14 protein-coding genes are annotated in these 14,981 nt (G+C 63.2%); 3 read left to right on the plus strand and 11 right to left on the minus strand.

Annotation, left to right across the window (positions count from 1 at the left end; all coding sequences use genetic code 11):
- Nucleotides 1-309 precede the first annotated feature (309 nt).
- Nucleotides 310-1,647, minus strand: a complete 1,338-nt coding sequence (locus ABLV04_RS18530; protein ID WP_348816031.1) for an aspartate aminotransferase family protein — start codon at nt 1,645-1,647, stop codon at nt 310-312.
- A 180-nt stretch (nt 1,648-1,827) separates the two neighbouring features.
- Here ABLV04_RS18530 and ABLV04_RS18535 point away from each other — a divergent pair, with 180 nt between their 5' ends.
- Nucleotides 1,828-2,592 (plus strand): SDR family NAD(P)-dependent oxidoreductase, encoded by a 765-nt coding sequence (locus ABLV04_RS18535; protein ID WP_023288749.1) that lies wholly within the window; start codon nt 1,828-1,830, stop codon nt 2,590-2,592.
- A 52-nt stretch (nt 2,593-2,644) separates the two neighbouring features.
- Here ABLV04_RS18535 and ABLV04_RS18540 read toward each other — a convergent pair whose 3' ends face one another.
- The 4 genes from ABLV04_RS18540 to ABLV04_RS18555 are packed head-to-tail and all read right to left on the minus strand — an operon-like array spanning nt 2,645 to nt 5,619.
- Nucleotides 2,645-3,406 (minus strand): amino acid ABC transporter ATP-binding protein, encoded by a 762-nt coding sequence (locus tag ABLV04_RS18540; RefSeq protein WP_241515618.1) that lies wholly within the window; start codon nt 3,404-3,406, stop codon nt 2,645-2,647.
- Nucleotides 3,399-4,064 (minus strand): ABC transporter permease subunit, encoded by a 666-nt coding sequence (locus ABLV04_RS18545; protein WP_048296980.1) that lies wholly within the window; start codon nt 4,062-4,064, stop codon nt 3,399-3,401. The genes ABLV04_RS18540 and ABLV04_RS18545 overlap by 8 nt, the downstream gene beginning before the upstream one ends.
- A gap of 14 nt (nt 4,065-4,078) precedes the next feature.
- Nucleotides 4,079-4,720 (minus strand): amino acid ABC transporter permease, encoded by a 642-nt coding sequence (locus ABLV04_RS18550; RefSeq protein WP_002893187.1) that lies wholly within the window; start codon nt 4,718-4,720, stop codon nt 4,079-4,081.
- Between the two features lie 47 nt (nt 4,721-4,767).
- Nucleotides 4,768-5,619 (minus strand): transporter substrate-binding domain-containing protein, encoded by an 852-nt coding sequence (locus ABLV04_RS18555; RefSeq protein WP_022631237.1) that lies wholly within the window; start codon nt 5,617-5,619, stop codon nt 4,768-4,770.
- Between the two features lie 240 nt (nt 5,620-5,859).
- Here ABLV04_RS18555 and ABLV04_RS18560 point away from each other — a divergent pair, with 240 nt between their 5' ends.
- Nucleotides 5,860-7,323, plus strand: coding sequence for a PLP-dependent aminotransferase family protein (locus ABLV04_RS18560; protein WP_087824416.1), 1,464 nt, complete (start codon nt 5,860-5,862; stop codon nt 7,321-7,323).
- On the opposite strand, the gene ABLV04_RS18565 is transcribed toward ABLV04_RS18560, so the two are convergent.
- A complete protein-coding gene (locus ABLV04_RS18565; protein WP_065882579.1) occupies nt 7,320-8,654 on the minus strand; it encodes a PLP-dependent aminotransferase family protein in 1,335 nt (444 codons plus the stop codon). The genes ABLV04_RS18560 and ABLV04_RS18565 overlap by 4 nt on opposite strands.
- 124 nt (nt 8,655-8,778) lie before the next feature.
- Here ABLV04_RS18565 and ABLV04_RS18570 point away from each other — a divergent pair, with 124 nt between their 5' ends.
- Nucleotides 8,779-9,687 (plus strand): DMT family transporter, encoded by a 909-nt coding sequence (locus tag ABLV04_RS18570; RefSeq protein WP_102004680.1) that lies wholly within the window; start codon nt 8,779-8,781, stop codon nt 9,685-9,687.
- A gap of 29 nt (nt 9,688-9,716) precedes the next feature.
- On the opposite strand, the gene ABLV04_RS18575 is transcribed toward ABLV04_RS18570, so the two are convergent.
- From ABLV04_RS18575 to ABLV04_RS18595, 5 genes are all read right to left on the minus strand, one after another.
- Nucleotides 9,717-10,985: a Zn-dependent hydrolase gene (locus ABLV04_RS18575; RefSeq protein WP_065804681.1), complete on the minus strand. Its 1,269-nt coding sequence runs from the start codon at nt 10,983-10,985 to the stop codon at nt 9,717-9,719.
- Between the two features lie 97 nt (nt 10,986-11,082).
- Nucleotides 11,083-12,093 (minus strand): ABC transporter ATP-binding protein, encoded by a 1,011-nt coding sequence (locus ABLV04_RS18580; protein ID WP_044521499.1) that lies wholly within the window; start codon nt 12,091-12,093, stop codon nt 11,083-11,085.
- Nucleotides 12,083-13,120, minus strand: a complete 1,038-nt coding sequence (locus ABLV04_RS18585) for an ABC transporter ATP-binding protein (protein WP_102004676.1) — start codon at nt 13,118-13,120, stop codon at nt 12,083-12,085. The genes ABLV04_RS18580 and ABLV04_RS18585 overlap by 11 nt, the downstream gene beginning before the upstream one ends.
- Nucleotides 13,121-13,123: 3 nt before the next feature.
- On the minus strand, nt 13,124-14,017 hold the full coding sequence (locus ABLV04_RS18590; protein ID WP_023288741.1) for an ABC transporter permease: 894 nt from the start codon (nt 14,015-14,017) through the stop codon (nt 13,124-13,126).
- A gap of 2 nt (nt 14,018-14,019) precedes the next feature.
- Nucleotides 14,020-14,973, minus strand: a complete 954-nt coding sequence (locus ABLV04_RS18595) for an ABC transporter permease (protein ID WP_023288740.1) — start codon at nt 14,971-14,973, stop codon at nt 14,020-14,022.
- Nucleotides 14,974-14,981 lie beyond the last annotated feature (8 nt).

The following is a 14,981-nucleotide window of genomic DNA, read 5'->3' on the forward strand; positions in this document are numbered from 1 at the left end:
ATTGTTGCTGAAACTGCCGGTGCTGGCGGCCTCAAAATCGCTGAGACGTTCCCGGCAGCCCGGGGGTACAGGGGGCGGCGGCGACTGGCCGCCCCCTGTGCGCTCCCTCCGCCGTAAGAGACATAACGCAGAAAATTAACCGGGAGCGCAATCTGCCCGGAATTGACATAACGCAGACGATTAGCCGGGAGCGCAAACTACGCTGAAGCCACAGATAACATAAAAAACCACACGGCAGCCCTTCCCCTCACCCTGGCCCTCTCCCGGAGGGAGAGGGAACCGTCCGGCGGTCGCTTCCGCTACCCTCCCCTACTTCGCCAGGCTGGCAAAGCGGGCGAAGACCGCATCAAAAATCCCCAGCCCCTGCGCCACCTGCTCAGCAGTAATGGTGCACGGCGGTACCACATGAATGCGGTTCTCCACCACAAAGGCCAGCAGCCCGGCTTCGGTCAGGGCCCCTTTGATCGCGGCCATGTCGGCGGCGGTCAACGGCGTTTTTTGTTCACGGCTGCTCACCAGCTCCAGTGCCTGGAACAGGCCGCGACCGCGCACCTCGCCGATAATGGCGTGCTTCTCCGCCAGCGCCTCGAGACCGGGGCGCAGCACCTCGTTGCCGATATAGGCCGCGTTCTCAACCACCTTCTCCTCTTTCATCGCGTCGATGGTGGCGACAATCGCCGCCATCGCCAGCGGATGGCCGGAGTAGGTCAGCCCCCCGGCAAAGAGGTGATCGTCAAAATAGCGGGCAATCGGTTCGCTAATCAGCACCCCGCCCGCCGGCACGTAGCCGGCGTTAACCCCCTTGGCAAAGGTCACCAGATCCGGCACCACGCCATCCTGTTCGAAGGCGAACCAGCTGCCGGTACGACCAAAGCCGGCCATCACCTCATCGAGGATCAGCACGATGCCAAACTCGTCGGCCAGAGCGCGCACGCCCTGCATATAGCCTGCCGGCGGCACGAGGATCCCGGCGGTGCCGGGGATGGACTCCAGCAGGATCGCCGCGATAGCCGTCGGCCCCTCGCATTCAATGATCCGCCGCAGATGGGCCAGCGCGCGCTGGCACTCCTCCTCCTCGGTCGCGGCGTTGAACTCGCTGCGGTAAAGGTAAGGATTGAAGAAATGCACATGGCCGCGGGAGAACTCATTCGGCACCCGGCGCCAGTCGCCGGTGGCGGCGATCGCGCTGCCGGTGTTGCCATGGTAGGAGCGATAGGCCGAGAGCACCTTGTCGCGCCCGGTATAGAGCCGCGCCATGCGAATCGCGTTCTCATTGGCATCCGCCCCGGCGTTGGTGAAAAACACCTTGCTGAAGCCCGCCGGCGCCAGGTCGACGATGCGCTTCGCCGCTTCGCCGCGGGCAAGGTTGGCGGTAGCGGGCGCGATGGTGACCAGGGTCTCCAGCTGCGCCTTCATGGCCGCCAGCACCCGGGGATGCTGATAACCAATGTTGACGTTCACCAGCTGGCTGCTGAAGTCGAGCCAGGTGTTCCCCTCATAATCCCATAGCTCGCAGCCTTGCGCCCCGGCGATGACCAGCGGGTTGAGATTGCCCTGCATCGACCATGAATGAAACACATAGGCGCGATCCAATTGCCGAACTTCGTCATTGCTTACCGCGACCTCGTTGTGAATTGCCAGCTTCATACCCTGCCCTCTCTCATGTCGTAGTGGTTGACTTCATCATTGGCCGCGGCCGCGCAAATCGGATAGAGCCAGTGTGCGCAAAACGATGTGACACGGTGTCACATCCCCGCCCGTCGTCTGGCCCTGTGCCTTGCCGTCCGGCGTTTTTATAGTGAAGGGACAACCGCACAGGAGAATGAGATGGCAACGAGCAACGTAGTGTTTATCACCGGGGCGACCTCGGGTTTTGGCGAAGCGGCAGCGCAGGTGTTTGCCGACGCGGGCTGGTCGCTGGTGTTGAGCGGGCGCCGCTATCCGCGACTGAAGGCCTTGCAGGACAGACTCGCCGCCCAGGTGCCGGTGCATATTATTGAGCTTGACGTTCGCGACAGCGAGGCGGTGGCTGCGGCGGTGGCGTCGCTGCCCGCCGATTTCGCCGATATCACCACCCTGATCAACAACGCCGGGCTGGCGCTGTCGCCGCTGCCGGCGCAGGAGGTGGCGCTGGAGGACTGGAAAACGATGATCGACACCAACGTCACCGGTCTGGTGACGATGACCCACGCCCTGCTGCCGACGCTGATCCGCCATGGCGCCGGGGCGAGCATTATCAATATCGGCTCGATCGCCGGGCAGTGGCCCTATCCCGGCAGCCATGTCTATGGCGCCAGCAAGGCCTTTGTAAAACAGTTCAGCTATAACTTACGCTGCGATCTGCTTGGCACCGGCGTGCGGGTCACCGATCTGGCGCCGGGGATTGCCGAGACCGAATTTACCCTGGTGCGCACTAAGGGCGACCAGGCGGCATCGGATAAGCTCTATCGCGGCACCACGCCGCTGAGCGCGCGCGATATCGCCGAGCAGATGTTTTATATCGCCACGCTGCCGGCGCATATGAACATTAACCGGGTGGAGGTGATGCCGGTGCGCCAGGCGTGGCAGCCGTTCGCCATCGACCGGGATTAAGCGAAACCCGACGCTCCCCCTGCCGGCGCTGCCGGCAGGGGCACAGGCCGGTCTAGCGGCTGCTTTGCAGAAACTGCCTGACGCGTTCGGAGTCAGGTTGCGTGAAAAACTTCTCCGGCGGCGCCTTCTCAATCAGCAGTCCCTTCTCCAGAAACACCACCTCATTGGACACCTGGCGGGCAAAATCCATCTCGTGGGTCACCACCACCATGGTGTAGCCCTCGGCGGCAAGGGCTTTCATCACCCCTAACACCTCGTTCACCAGCTCCGGATCCAGCGCCGAGGTCGGTTCGTCAAAGAGGATAACTTCCGGCGACATCGCCAGCGAACGGGCGATCGCCACCCGCTGCTTCTGCCCGCCGGAGAGGGTGATCGGGTAGACATCGGCTTTGTGCGCCATGCCGACTTTCTCCAGCTGCTGCATGGCCATGGCCTGCGCCTCGTCTCGTTTCATGCCCTTAACGCGCAGCAGCGCCTCGCTGACGTTCTGCTGCACGGTCAGGTGCGGCCACAGGTTAAAACTCTGAAAGACCATCCCAACCCGTTCGCGAATTTTCGCCAGCTGGCGGTGCGACATCGCCCGGCCGCGCTGCTCATCAATCCCCAGCCGCTGACCGCTGATATGAATTTCGCCGCGGTCCGGCTGTTCCAGCCAGTTCATACAGCGCAGCAGGGTGGATTTTCCCGACCCGGACGAGCCGAGAATACTCACCACGGTCCCCTTCTCCACCGTCAGGTTAATATCCCGCAGGACTTCCACATTATCGAACTGCTTGGAGACGTTTTTGACGCTTACGGCAATAGACTCAGGCATGGCTCATTCCTCTTTTGGCTCCCCAGGCGGTCAGGCGCTTAATCAGCAGCTCCAGCAGAATGCTGATCGCCCAGTAAAGCCCAATGGCGACGATAAAGGCGTTAAACGGAATAAAATAGGTCGCCTGGACGCTGTTGGCGGCGGCGGTGATCTCCTGAACGGTAATAATGCTCAGGAAAGCGGTGTCCTTCAGGCAGATAATCAGCTGATTGCCGATCAGCGGTAAGGCGGAAGAGACGATATTGGGTAAAATAATCCGCCGAAAAATGGCATAGCGAGAAAAGCCCTGAGCAATGGCGGCTTCAATATACCCGCCGGAAAATACCCGCCGCTGGCTGCGCAATATTTCAAAGAAATAGGCGCCATGATAAATAATCAGGGCCAGTAAACCGGCGGTCCACGGCTCCATGCTAATACCGAGCTGCGGCAGTCCGTAATACAGCAGATAGGCGAGGATCAAAAAAGGGATCGCGCGCATCAGGCTGACGAAACCAATGATAACCCGGTTAAGGACTTTCTTTTGATATTCGCTAAAATAACACAGCGCAATACCGATAATAAGGGCCGCGAGGGCGGCGGTAATAAACAGTTCGAGGGTCGCGAATAACCCGGCAATAAAGCTATCGCGTACCGACCAGATAACGCCCCACTGATTCATAATACCTCCCGTTGCTAGCGCGCCAGGCGCCTGGCTTTCCGTTCCGCAATCCCCTGCAGCTTCAATAAACAGCCGATGATCGCCACATACAGCAGGCCGGCGGCGAGGATCGGCGACAGCGGCTCGTAGGTGACCGAGGAGATACGGTTGGTCACCCGGGTGAGATCCACCACGCCGATCACGGCGATCGCCGGGCTACCTTTGATCAAAAACGACATCTCATTGACCAGCGCCGGCAGGCTCTCGATCCACATCTGCGGCAGCATGATGTAGCGGAAGTAGGTCCAGCGGCGCATTCCCACCGATTCCGCCGCCTCCCGCTGTTCGCGCGGAAAGGTGCGGAAGGCGTTGCGCCAGATCTCAGCGTTAAACGCCGAGGTGTTAAGCGTCAGCGCCACGATGGCGGCCACGTTCTTGTCGAGGTTAATGCCCATCGTGGGCAGGGAAAGGAACAGAAACAGCACCAGCGTCACCAGCGGCGTCGCGCGGGCCAGGCTGATATAGACCACCAGCAGCTGGTCGATAACCGGCAGGCGTAGCATCCGCACCAGGGCGATCAGCAGCCCCGCCACCACCCCGAAGGCGATAGCGATGGCCGAAATCCAGAGGGTCGTCCATGCGCCTTCGATTAATAACTGCCAGGAAATTGCATCCATGAGGCCCTCCTTCTCAGCAACAGGCGGCGGTCGCCCGCCGCGGAACATTACAGACCGGCAAGCTTATGAAACTGTTCCGGGCTGGTGATCGCCTCGGTGGGCAGGTTGTCATAGGTTTCGCCAAACCACTTTTTCTGCAGCTCGGCGAGCTTGCCGGTCTCCTTCATGTGGTTCATAAACTTGGTCATATAGGCCAGCAGCTGCGGCGAGTTTTTCGGGATCGGCCACGCCATATAGCCCGGTCCGGAGACGGCCAGCCCTTTGGCGAAGACCTTCGGTTTGGCTTTCGCCAGGTCGTTTACCGAGATCACCACGTTAATCACGTAATCCAGCCGCTTATTCGCCAGGTCGGCGTAGGCTTCCGGATAGGAGGGGTACTCCACCACCGGCCCCAGCTTGCCGCCGGTCTTCTCCAGCATCGCCTTCAGCTCCGGCAAACGCGCCAGCAGCGCGCTGCCCGCCTGCACGCCCACTTTTTTGCCGCTGAGATCGGCAATGGTGTTTAGCGAGGTATCGCCAGCGCGTTTGACGAAATAGTGCTGCGCGGAGGCCCACGGCGGGGTGAAATCAAAGACCTTCAGCCGCTCATCGGTAATAACCGCCCCGGTCAAGGCCATATCGTATTGTCCGGTGGAGACGGCCGCTAATAATCCGGTCCACGGTAATATGCTCTGGTCGACATGAAATTTGGCGTATTTACGTAACTCCTCAAGCATATCTTTGTTAAAGCCATCGGCCTGACCATTATTCATAAAGTTAAATGGCGCATAATCATCTTCCGTCGCCACTTTCAGGGTGCCGGATTTTTCTATTTCCGGCAGATCGGCCGCGACGGCGTGATAAGAAAAAGCAACCGTTAATACAGCGCTCAGACACATTGATGCCAATGATTTTTTCATTATTTCACCCCTGATGGATTTGCCAGACGGGTTCATTCCAGAACGCGAAAAGGTTTATGCAAAATAGAGGCCGGGAGGTTCCGGTCCGCGGCGGCTGAATGCGTTTTTAATGTGGGAGCGTTTTGCAATTCCGTATAGAGCCAGATGGGCCGCATCGCTGTGTCAGATGGCGGAAGGGTGGTATGGAATTTGCTGAGCTTATGGGGTGGTCGCGATGCGTTATTGCCAGAGGAGCCCCGTATGATCCGTCACCTGTTACACGTTGATTTTGAGCCTGGCCGCGGTTTGCAGGAGCAGGTGCGAGAGACGCTGGTGAATGCCATTCTCAGCGGGATCTTCGCCGCCGACACCCCGCTGCCCTCCTGCCGCCAGCTGGCCAGCCAGCTGCACGTCTCGCGCAATACCACCGCCCTGGTGTTCGAAAGCCTGGTCAACGAGGGCTATCTGATAAGCCGTCCGCGAAGCGGTTACTACCTGCATCCCGACTATCACGACGCTTCGCCTCCCGCGGTCGAGAGTGCACCGCAGCGCGAAGCGGCTGCACCACGCTGGGGCGACCGGCTGCAAATGACCCCCAGCCAGCAGGAGTCGATCCTCAAACCGGCGGGCTGGATGCACTACCGCTACCCGTTTATCTACGGCCAGCCCGATACCCGACAGTTCCCGCTGGCTACCTGGCGCTCGGCGGCCAACTGGCTGCACGGCGGGGTGCGCGATCCGGCGTGGGTGGTCGACCATATTGACCAGGATGTGCCGATGCTCATCGAGCAGATCCGCACCCGGGTGCTGCCCAAGCGCGGCATTGTCGCCGCCCCGGACGAAATTCTCATCACCCTGGGCTCGCAAAACGCCCTCTACCTGCTGACACGGCTGCTGCTCTCTTCCACCACCCGCATTGGCGTCGAAAACCCCTGCTTTCGCGAAGCCATCAACACCTTTCTGCTCGCCGACGCCGAGGTAGCGCCGCACCCGGTGGATGAAGAGGGGATCGTGCTTAATGAGCGTCCCTGCGATTACTACTATGTCACCCCCGGCCACCAGGTGCCCACCGGAGTGGCGATGAGCAGCGCGCGCCGCCGCCAGCTGCTGGAGCATGCCGCTCGCCATGACGCGGTGATCATTGAAGATGATTATGACTCGGAGAGTAACTTTACCCAAAACCCGCTGCCGGCGCTGAAGGCCAGCGATCGCAGCGGCCGGGTGGTGTATGTCAGCAGCCTGTCAAAGGCGCTGTCGCCGGGGCTGCGGCTGGGGTTTATGGTCGCCGACCCGGACCTGATCGACGAGGCGCGCGCCCTGCGCCGGCTGGTCTATCGCCATCCGCCGACCAACATTCAGTACCAGATGGCCCACTTCCTCGCCCAGGGCCATTATGAAACCCATCTGCGGCGCTACCATTACGACTCCGCCCAGCGCTGGGAGCGCCTGCACGCCGCCCTGCAGCGCTACCTGCCGTCGTGCCGCGCGCTGGCGGGGAGCGAACACGCTAACGCCTTCTGGCTGCAGACCCCGGCGCAGATCAACACCCAACAGCTTACCTGGCGCGCCGCCCACGCCGGCGTGCTGATTGAGCCCGGGGCGCGCCATTTTCTCAACGCCGCGCCGCCGGATAACTACTTTCGCATGGGATTCCACGCCATTAACCCCGACGCCATCGCCCGGGGGGTGGAAGTCCTGCGCGGCCAGCTGGAGCAGATGGGTTAGCGGGATTGCTCATACTCGACGGCATCGCGCACGTTGAGCAGCGCCGGGCGCAGGCTGTCGAAAGGCACCGAACCGAGCGCGATGCGCAGCGCCTGTGGGATCGTGGCGGAGACGCAGAACGGCTCGGCGGTCGACACCGAAATACGGCGTTCCATCAGCGCATTCGCCAGCCGGTCGGCCCGGCTCTCTTCGCCCAGCGGCAGCCAGACGAAGTACGAATCGGGATGACTCACGACGGGAAGGCCGCAGAGCACCTCGCGGGCCACCTGCTGCCGCTGTCGCGCATCCTGGCGTTTCTGCGTTTCAAAGCGGGCCACCGTGCCATCTTCAATCCAGGCGCAGATCAGCGAGCTTATCAGCGTCGGCGTATTCCACGTCGTGGCCCGGATGGCGCGCTCAATCTCCGGCCGATAGCGCGGCGGAGAAATCACCACCCCCACGCGCAGTCCGGTGGCGATATTTTTCGAAAATCCGGTGACATACACCGTTCTTTCCGGCGCATAGCTGACCACCGGCGGCGGCGGGCGGCTCACCAGCCGGGCGTAGGCGGCATCTTCGATAATCAGCAAATCGTGCTGGCGCGCGAGGTCGGCCAGCGCCTGCCGCTGCCCGGCGTTGAGCACCCAGCCCAGCGGATTGTGCAGCGTCGGCATGGTATACACCGCCCGCACCCGCCGCTGCTGGCACAGCGTGTGAAGCGCCTGCAGGTCCGGCCCTTCGGCCCGACAGGGGATCGCCGCCAGCTCCAGATGATAGAGCGCCGCCAGCACCTTGAAGCCCGAATAGGTCAGCGCATCCACCGCCACCACATCTCCCGGACGTAACAGCCCCATAACGGTCACCGCCAGCCCGTGCTGCGCGCCGTTGACGATCAGGACATTTTCCGCGTCCGGCGCAAAGTGCCGGCAGGTCAAATGGCGGGCGATGATTTCCCGCTCGGCGAGCCGCCCGGCGTGAGGCTGATAGCGCAGATGCGAGTCAATATCGCCCGCCATCGCCAGCTGCCTGAGCGCCTCGCGCAGCGCATCGCCCTGCGCCGGCAGCGAAGGGTAGTTGAAGTTAAGATCCACGACGTCGGCGGCCACCGCCTGCTGGTCGACCCCATGCCCCGGCGGCAGCGAGAGGTCCCGCACGAAGGTGCCGCGCCCGGTTTCGCCACTGACCAGCCCCATCTCCTCCAGTTCACGGTAGACGCGCGTGGCGGTGGCCAGCGAGAGGCGTTCCTCGGCGGCCAGGGTACGGTGCGTCGGCAGACGGCTGCCGGCGGGCAGCTGCCCGCTGCGGATCGCCTGCGCGTATCGGTCGACAACGGCTTTGTATCGGGCTTTCATCGTGAAATGTATCTATGACAATAATTTGATTGTATCAGATTAGCCACATTACCATCGCCGCTGACGATGCTCAAGCGGGCGCAGCCCAATCAGATAACGCGAGGTTAACGTGGTAGATTCAACACTGGATAAATCGGCGCCCGGCCCCTGGTCCGGATGGATTCATGGTTTACTGGGGGTGATCATTTTCAGCGGTTCGCTGCCCGCGACGCGGCTGGCGGTGCAGGATATGGATCCGTTGTTATTGACCTTTCTGCGCGCCTCCATCGCCGGGCTGCTTGCCGTCGCGCTGCTGGTCGGCTTTCGTCAGAAACGCCCGCGCCTGGCGCAGCTTGTGCCCCTGATCATCGTCTCATCCGGGGTGGTGATCGGCTTTCCCCTGCTCACGGCGCTGGCCCTGCAGCGCATCACTTCGGCGCATTCGATTGTGTTTATTGGCCTGCTGCCGCTGATGACCGCCCTCTTCGGCGTACTGCGCGGCGGCGAACGTCCGCGGCGGGCTTTCTGGATCTTTTCGCTGCTGGGCAGCCTGCTGGTGATGGGATTCGCCCTGACGCAAAGTGCGGCGGCGTCGCTCAGCGGCGATCTGCTGATGCTGGCGGCGGTGATCGCCTGCGGCCTCGGCTATGCGGAAGGGGCAAAGCTGACCCGGGAGCTCGGCGGCTGGCAGGTGATCTGCTGGGCGCTGCTCATTGCCCTGCCGTTGATGCTCCCCGCCTCGCTGATGGTTCAGCCCGCCTCCTGGCGCGCCATAACGACCTCCTCCTGGGCCGCGCTGGGCTATGTGTCGCTCTTCAGCATGCTGATTGGTTTTATCTTCTGGTACAAAGGGCTGGCCGCGGGCGGGATCGCCGCCGTCGGCCAGCTCCAGCTATTGCAGCCGTTCTTTGGGCTTGGCCTGTCGGCGGCGCTGTTGCACGAAACCGTCAGCCCCTTGATGCTGGCGGTCACCCTCGGGGTGGTGCTGTGCGTGGTGGGCTCGCGCAAATTTGGCCGCCAGCGGGTTGGCGCAGGGAGCGGGAGCCGCGCCTGACCTGACGCGTCGCCGGGGAGGAGGAGCGCCTACACCGGCCGGGCGTACTGGAGCATCACCTGCAGCAGCACGTTGGCCCCGGCGGCGACGTGCTCCGGCGAGGCATACTCCATTTCGTTATGGCTGATCCCGTCCTTGCAGGGAATAAAAATCATCCCGGTCGGCGCCAGGTAGCTCATATACACGGCGTCATGCCCGGCGCCGGAGACAATCGGCCGCGCCGGATAGCCCAGCCGCTGCGCGGCATCGGCAATGGCCTGCTGGCATTCGCCATCGAACGGCGCCGCCGGATAGTGGCTCACCTGCTTCAGGGCCACCTGCAGACCGCTCTCCCGCTCAACCTCCGTGATAAACGCCCGCAGCTGGCGATCCATTTCATCCACCAGCGCATCGCTGAGATTGCGCATATCAATGGAGAAGGTGACCTCCCCGGGCACCACGTTGCGACTGTTGGGCCACACCTGCACGCTGCCGACGGTGCCGCGTCCCTCTTCGCTGCGCCCGGCAATGGCGACCACCTCCTGCATAATGCGGGTCGCCACCTGCAGGGCATCCTGACGCAGGCGCATCGGCGTGGGTCCGGCGTGCGACGCCTGGCCGGTCACCACGCAGTCGTACCAGCGGATCCCCAGCACGCCCTGCACGATACCGATGGTTTTCGCTTCATCTTCGAGAATCGGTCCCTGCTCAATGTGCGCCTCAAAATAGGCGCCGATGGGATGCTCTCCCGGGGTCTGCTCGCCGATATAGCCGATCTGCGCCAGCGCCTCGCCGACGCTGACGCCCTCTTTATCCGTGACGGCCCAGGTCTCCTCCAGCGGGAAGACCCCGGCAAAGACCCCGGAGCCCATCATCACCGGCACGAAGCGCGACCCCTCTTCGTTGGTCCAGAACACCACCTCAATCGGCGCCTCGGTGGCAATCTGCCGATCGTTGAGCGTGCGCACCACCTCCAGCGCCGCCAGCACGCCGAAGTTGCCGTCAAATTTGCCGCCGGAGGGCTGGGTGTCGATATGGCTGCCGGAGACGATGGGCGGCAGGCTGGGGTTGCGCCCTTCCCGGCGCATAAACACATTGCCGATTTTATCGATGGTGACGCTCAGCCCGGCCTCCCGCGCCCAGCTAATCACCCGGTCCCGCCCCTGGCGGTCGAGGTCGGTGAGGGTCAGACGGCGGCAGCCGCCCTTCGGCGTGGCGCCGATCTGAGCAAGGTCCATTAACGACGCCCACAGGCGGTCGCCATTGATGCGCCAGCGGGTGGTGTCGGTGGCGGGGGTAAAAAGTACATCACTGCTCATGGTGGTCTCCTGACATCAAGGTCGCCGCCAGCGCAACCGGCGGTGGGAAATAAGGCATCAGCGCCTGGCCTTCATCTGTAGAGTGTGTTGCCGTCGGTCAGACGGCCAGGGCCTGCGCGTGGGCGTCAATCGCCAGCTCGCGCCAGCGGTGGCAACTCACCGTGTGGCGCTCCGCTGCAGCCTCCGTCGGCGGCAGGCTCTGCTCGCAGACCGGGCGACGGTGCGGGCAGCGCTCGGCAAAGGCGCAGCCGGGGGGCAAGCGCGCCAGATCCGGCGGCGCGCCGGGAATGCAGTGCAGGGCATCGCCTTTCTTGAGCCCCTCTTTCGGCCGGCTGCCCAGCAGCACCCGGGTATAAGGATGGCGCGGGTGGCGCAGGATCTCGCTCATGGCGGCCTCCTCGACGATCCGCCCGGCGTACATCACCGCCACCCGGTCGGCAATCTCCACCGCGGCGCCGATATCGTGGGTCACAAACACGATCGACAGCCCGCGCTGCTTTTGCTGCTCGCGCAGCAGGATCAGGATCTGGATTTGCACCGTGGCGTCGAGGGCGGTGGTTGGCTCATCCGCCAGCAGCAGCTGCGGGTTACAGGAGAGCGCAAGGGCGATCATCGCCCGCTGGCGCATCCCGCCGGACATCTCGTGCGGGTAAGCCTCCAGCCGCCGTTCGGGGCTGGGAATGCGCACCTGGCGCAGGGCCTCCAGCGCCCTGTCCCGGGCCGCCTGGCGCGACAGCCCTTCGTGGCGGCGCAGCCCTTCTATAATCTGCTGCCCGACGGTGTAGACCGGATCGAAGGCCAGCAGCGGCTCCTGAAAAATCATCGCGCAGCGCCCGCCGCGATAGCGCCGCAGCTGGCTGGCGTTCATCGTCAGCACCGCGTCGTCCCCCACCCGCAGGGTGCCGGAGAGCTCACTGCTCCCCGGCGGGTGCAGGCGCATCAGCGCCCGCAGGGTCACGCTCTTGCCGGAACCCGACTCGCCAATCAACGCCATCACCTCCCCCTTTTGTACGTCAAAGGAGACCCCGTTGACCGCGTTGATGGTCTGTCCGTCGCGGCGAAAGACGACCCGCAGGTCGCGCACATGGACAAAGGCGTTATGCGACATGGCTGACCTCCTTAAGAGGGATGCTCTGATGCCAGGGCGAGGCCGGCTGCGCCATCAGGCAGGCGCTCTGGTGCCCCTCCCCGACCGCCTCCAGCCGCGGTTTCACCTCGGCGCAGACCGCCTTCGCGTGCGGGCAGCGGGTGTGAAAGCGGCAGCCGCTCGGCGGCGCGATGGGGCTGGGGGGATCGCCGCTCAGCGGCGAGGTCAGGGTGCGGTTTTGCGGATCCATGGAGGGCATCGAGCTTAACAGCGCCCGGGTATAGGGATGGGCGGAGGCGGTAAACAGCTGCTCCGCCGGGCCGATCTCCACCACTTCGCCAAGGTACATGACGAGGATCCGATCCGACAGCCAGCGCACCACGTGCAGATCGTGGCTGATAAACACATAGGTCAGCTCGAGGGTCCGCTTCAGCTCCTGCAGCAGCTGCAGCACCTGAGCTTCCACCGATTTATCCAGCGCCGACACCGCTTCATCAAGAATCACCAGCCGCGGCTTCATCGCCAGCGCGCGGGCGATATTCACCCGCTGCCGCTGGCCGCCGGAGAGCGCATGGGGATAGCGGTCGGCAAAGCGCGCCGGCTCAAGGCCAACGTGCGCCAGCAGATAGCGGGCGTATTCGCTGGCCTCTCTGGCGCTGACGCCGTGGACCCGCTGGCCGAAGGCGATGCTCTCCTCCATGGTCAGGCGCGGATTGAGCGAGGCATAGCTGTCCTGGAAAACCATCTGCACCTGGCGACGGTAGGCTTTCAGCGGCAGGCGCGACGAGCCGACCCCCAGCCCGTCGAAGATCAGTTCGCCGCTGTCCTGGGTGAGCAGCTGCATCAGCAGCCGGGCGGTGGTCGATTTGCCGCAGCCCGACTCGCCGACCACCCCCAGGGTTTCGCCTTTCATCACCGTGAAGGTGATATCGTCCACCGCCTGGACCACCTCCCGGCCTTTGCCGCCGCGGAAGTACTTCAGCAGGTGATTGACCTTCAGCAGCGGCTGCGCCGGCCCGCCGAGGTCGATATTGGTAAAGGGTTGCATCGCTTACTCCTTAATCGCCATTGCCGCACGCAGGCGGTCCGCGAGGATATTGAACGAAATGGAGGTGATAAAAATCATCAGGCCCGGCAGGGCGGCCACCCACGGCTGGGTATAGATTGCCGTGCGCAGCGTATTGAGCATCAGCCCCCACTCTGGCTCCGGCGGCCGCACGCCGAGGCCGAGAAACGACAGGCCGGAGGCGAGGATCATGCACACCGAAATCAGCCCGGTGGAGAAGACGAAGATCGGCCCGAGCACGTTACCCAGCACCTGGACGCGGATAATGGTCAACGCGCTGGCGCCGGTGGCCCGGGCGGCATCGATATAGTCCATATGCCGTACCTGGGCGGTCACGCTCTCGGCAATCCGCGCCACCTGCGGGACAAACACCAGGGTCAGCGACAGCAGCGCATTGCCGATGCCCGCCCCCAGCGCCCCCGACAGCGCAATCGCCAGCAGAACCGAGGGAAAGGCATAGAACACATCCACGGTGCGCATGATCAGGGTATTGATTTTGCCGCCCATGTAGCCAGCGATGATCCCGATGGCGCCGCCGATAAAAAAGGCGAACACCACCGGGACAATCCCCATAAACAGCGACAGCCGGGTGCCGAGGATCAGTCGCGACAGCATGTCGCGCCCCAGCTCATCAGAGCCCAGCGGGAAGCCGTCGCTGCCGATGGGCTTCAGGCGCAGGAACATCGACGTTTGATAGGGGTCTTTGACGATAAGCCACGGCCCGAACAGCGCCAGGGCCAGCAGAACGAGAATGATCGCGCCGACGAATACCCCGCCCGGATCGCGCAGCAAGCGGCGCAGCACGCCGCGCCAGTAACCTTGCCGGGAAGCGTTGGCCGGCGCGGCCGGGACCGCTTTCGTCGTTGCCGTATCCACCATGGTCAGCTCCTCTTAATGCGCGGGTCGAGGGTGGTCTGAAGAATATCCACCAACAGGTTAAGCAATACGAAAAACAGCGCCAGCACCCAGATGGTGCCCTGCAGCAGGGGCAGGTCGCGCTGAAAAATGGCGGTGTTGAGCAGCAGTCCGGTTCCCGGCCAGGAGAAGACGGTCTCCACGAGGATCGAGCCGCCCATCAGATAGCCCACCTGCAGCCCCATCACCGCCAGCGCGGTTGGCGCGGCATTTTTCATTACGTGGACAAAGATGCGCGACTCGTTGAGCCCGCGAGCGCGCAGGCCAACGATGAACTCCTGGCTGAGGATATCGGCGACCTGCGAGCGCACGGTGCGGGCGATAATCCCGGTCGGGATCACCGACAGCGTGATGGCCGGCAGCAGCATGAACTGCAGGTGCGCCCAGTCCCATTGCCAGCCCACCTCGCCTATCGGCCCGCCGCCGGTGGCCGGCAGCAGCGCGAACTTGACGCTGCAGAGGATCACCAGCAGCATCCCCAGCCAGTAGTGCGGCACGCTGACGCCAAACACCGACAACACCGAGGCCAGACGGTCAATGACGCTGTTGCGAAAATAGCCGGCGACAAAGCCGAACAGACTGCCGAGGACGAAACCGATCGCCGTCGCCAGCAGCGCCAGGCGCAGGGAGTAGCTTACCGCGGTCATCACCTCGTCTATCACCGGGCGGCCGGTGGCGACCGACATACCGAGGTCGCCGTGCAGCGCCCGCCACAGCCAGTGGATAAACTGCAGGGGCAGCGGCTTATCAAAGCCGTAGGCCTGCATCAACGTCTGGCGCAGCGCCTCCGAGGCGTCCGGCGGCATTACCGACACCAGCGGGTCGCCAGGCGCTATCTGCACCAGCATGAAACAGATCACCGCCACCCCAAGCATGGTGGGGATAGCCAGCAGAATGCGGTATAGCAGCGTATTGATCATCGGTCGCC

Source organism: Klebsiella sp. JN_Kp127, from assembly GCF_040062505.1.
Classification (GTDB): Bacteria; Pseudomonadota; Gammaproteobacteria; order Enterobacterales; family Enterobacteriaceae; genus Klebsiella; species Klebsiella quasipneumoniae.

Excerpts from the sequence above, each read along its gene's own strand:
- ABLV04_RS18580 (WP_044521499.1), bottom strand. The coding sequence starts at position 12,093 with ATGTCGCATAACGCCTTTGTCCATGTGCGCGACCTGCGGGTCGTCTTT.
- ABLV04_RS18540 (WP_241515618.1), bottom strand. The coding sequence starts at position 3,406 with ATGCCTGAGTCTATTGCCGTAAGCGTCAAAAACGTCTCCAAGCAGTTC.
- ABLV04_RS18560 (WP_087824416.1), top strand. The coding sequence starts at position 5,860 with ATGATCCGTCACCTGTTACACGTTGATTTTGAGCCTGGCCGCGGTTTG.
- ABLV04_RS18565 (WP_065882579.1), bottom strand. The coding sequence starts at position 8,654 with ATGAAAGCCCGATACAAAGCCGTTGTCGACCGATACGCGCAGGCGATC.
- ABLV04_RS18535 (WP_023288749.1), top strand. The coding sequence starts at position 1,828 with ATGGCAACGAGCAACGTAGTGTTTATCACCGGGGCGACCTCGGGTTTT.
- ABLV04_RS18575 (WP_065804681.1), bottom strand. The coding sequence starts at position 10,985 with ATGAGCAGTGATGTACTTTTTACCCCCGCCACCGACACCACCCGCTGG.
- ABLV04_RS18555 (WP_022631237.1), bottom strand. The coding sequence starts at position 5,619 with ATGAAAAAATCATTGGCATCAATGTGTCTGAGCGCTGTATTAACGGTT.
- ABLV04_RS18590 (WP_023288741.1), bottom strand. The coding sequence starts at position 14,017 with ATGGTGGATACGGCAACGACGAAAGCGGTCCCGGCCGCGCCGGCCAAC.
- ABLV04_RS18585 (WP_102004676.1), bottom strand. The coding sequence starts at position 13,120 with ATGCAACCCTTTACCAATATCGACCTCGGCGGGCCGGCGCAGCCGCTG.
- ABLV04_RS18595 (WP_023288740.1), bottom strand. The coding sequence starts at position 14,973 with ATGATCAATACGCTGCTATACCGCATTCTGCTGGCTATCCCCACCATG.
- ABLV04_RS18545 (WP_048296980.1), bottom strand. The coding sequence starts at position 4,064 with ATGAATCAGTGGGGCGTTATCTGGTCGGTACGCGATAGCTTTATTGCC.
- ABLV04_RS18530 (WP_348816031.1), bottom strand. The coding sequence starts at position 1,647 with ATGAAGCTGGCAATTCACAACGAGGTCGCGGTAAGCAATGACGAAGTT.
- ABLV04_RS18550 (WP_002893187.1), bottom strand. The coding sequence starts at position 4,720 with ATGGATGCAATTTCCTGGCAGTTATTAATCGAAGGCGCATGGACGACC.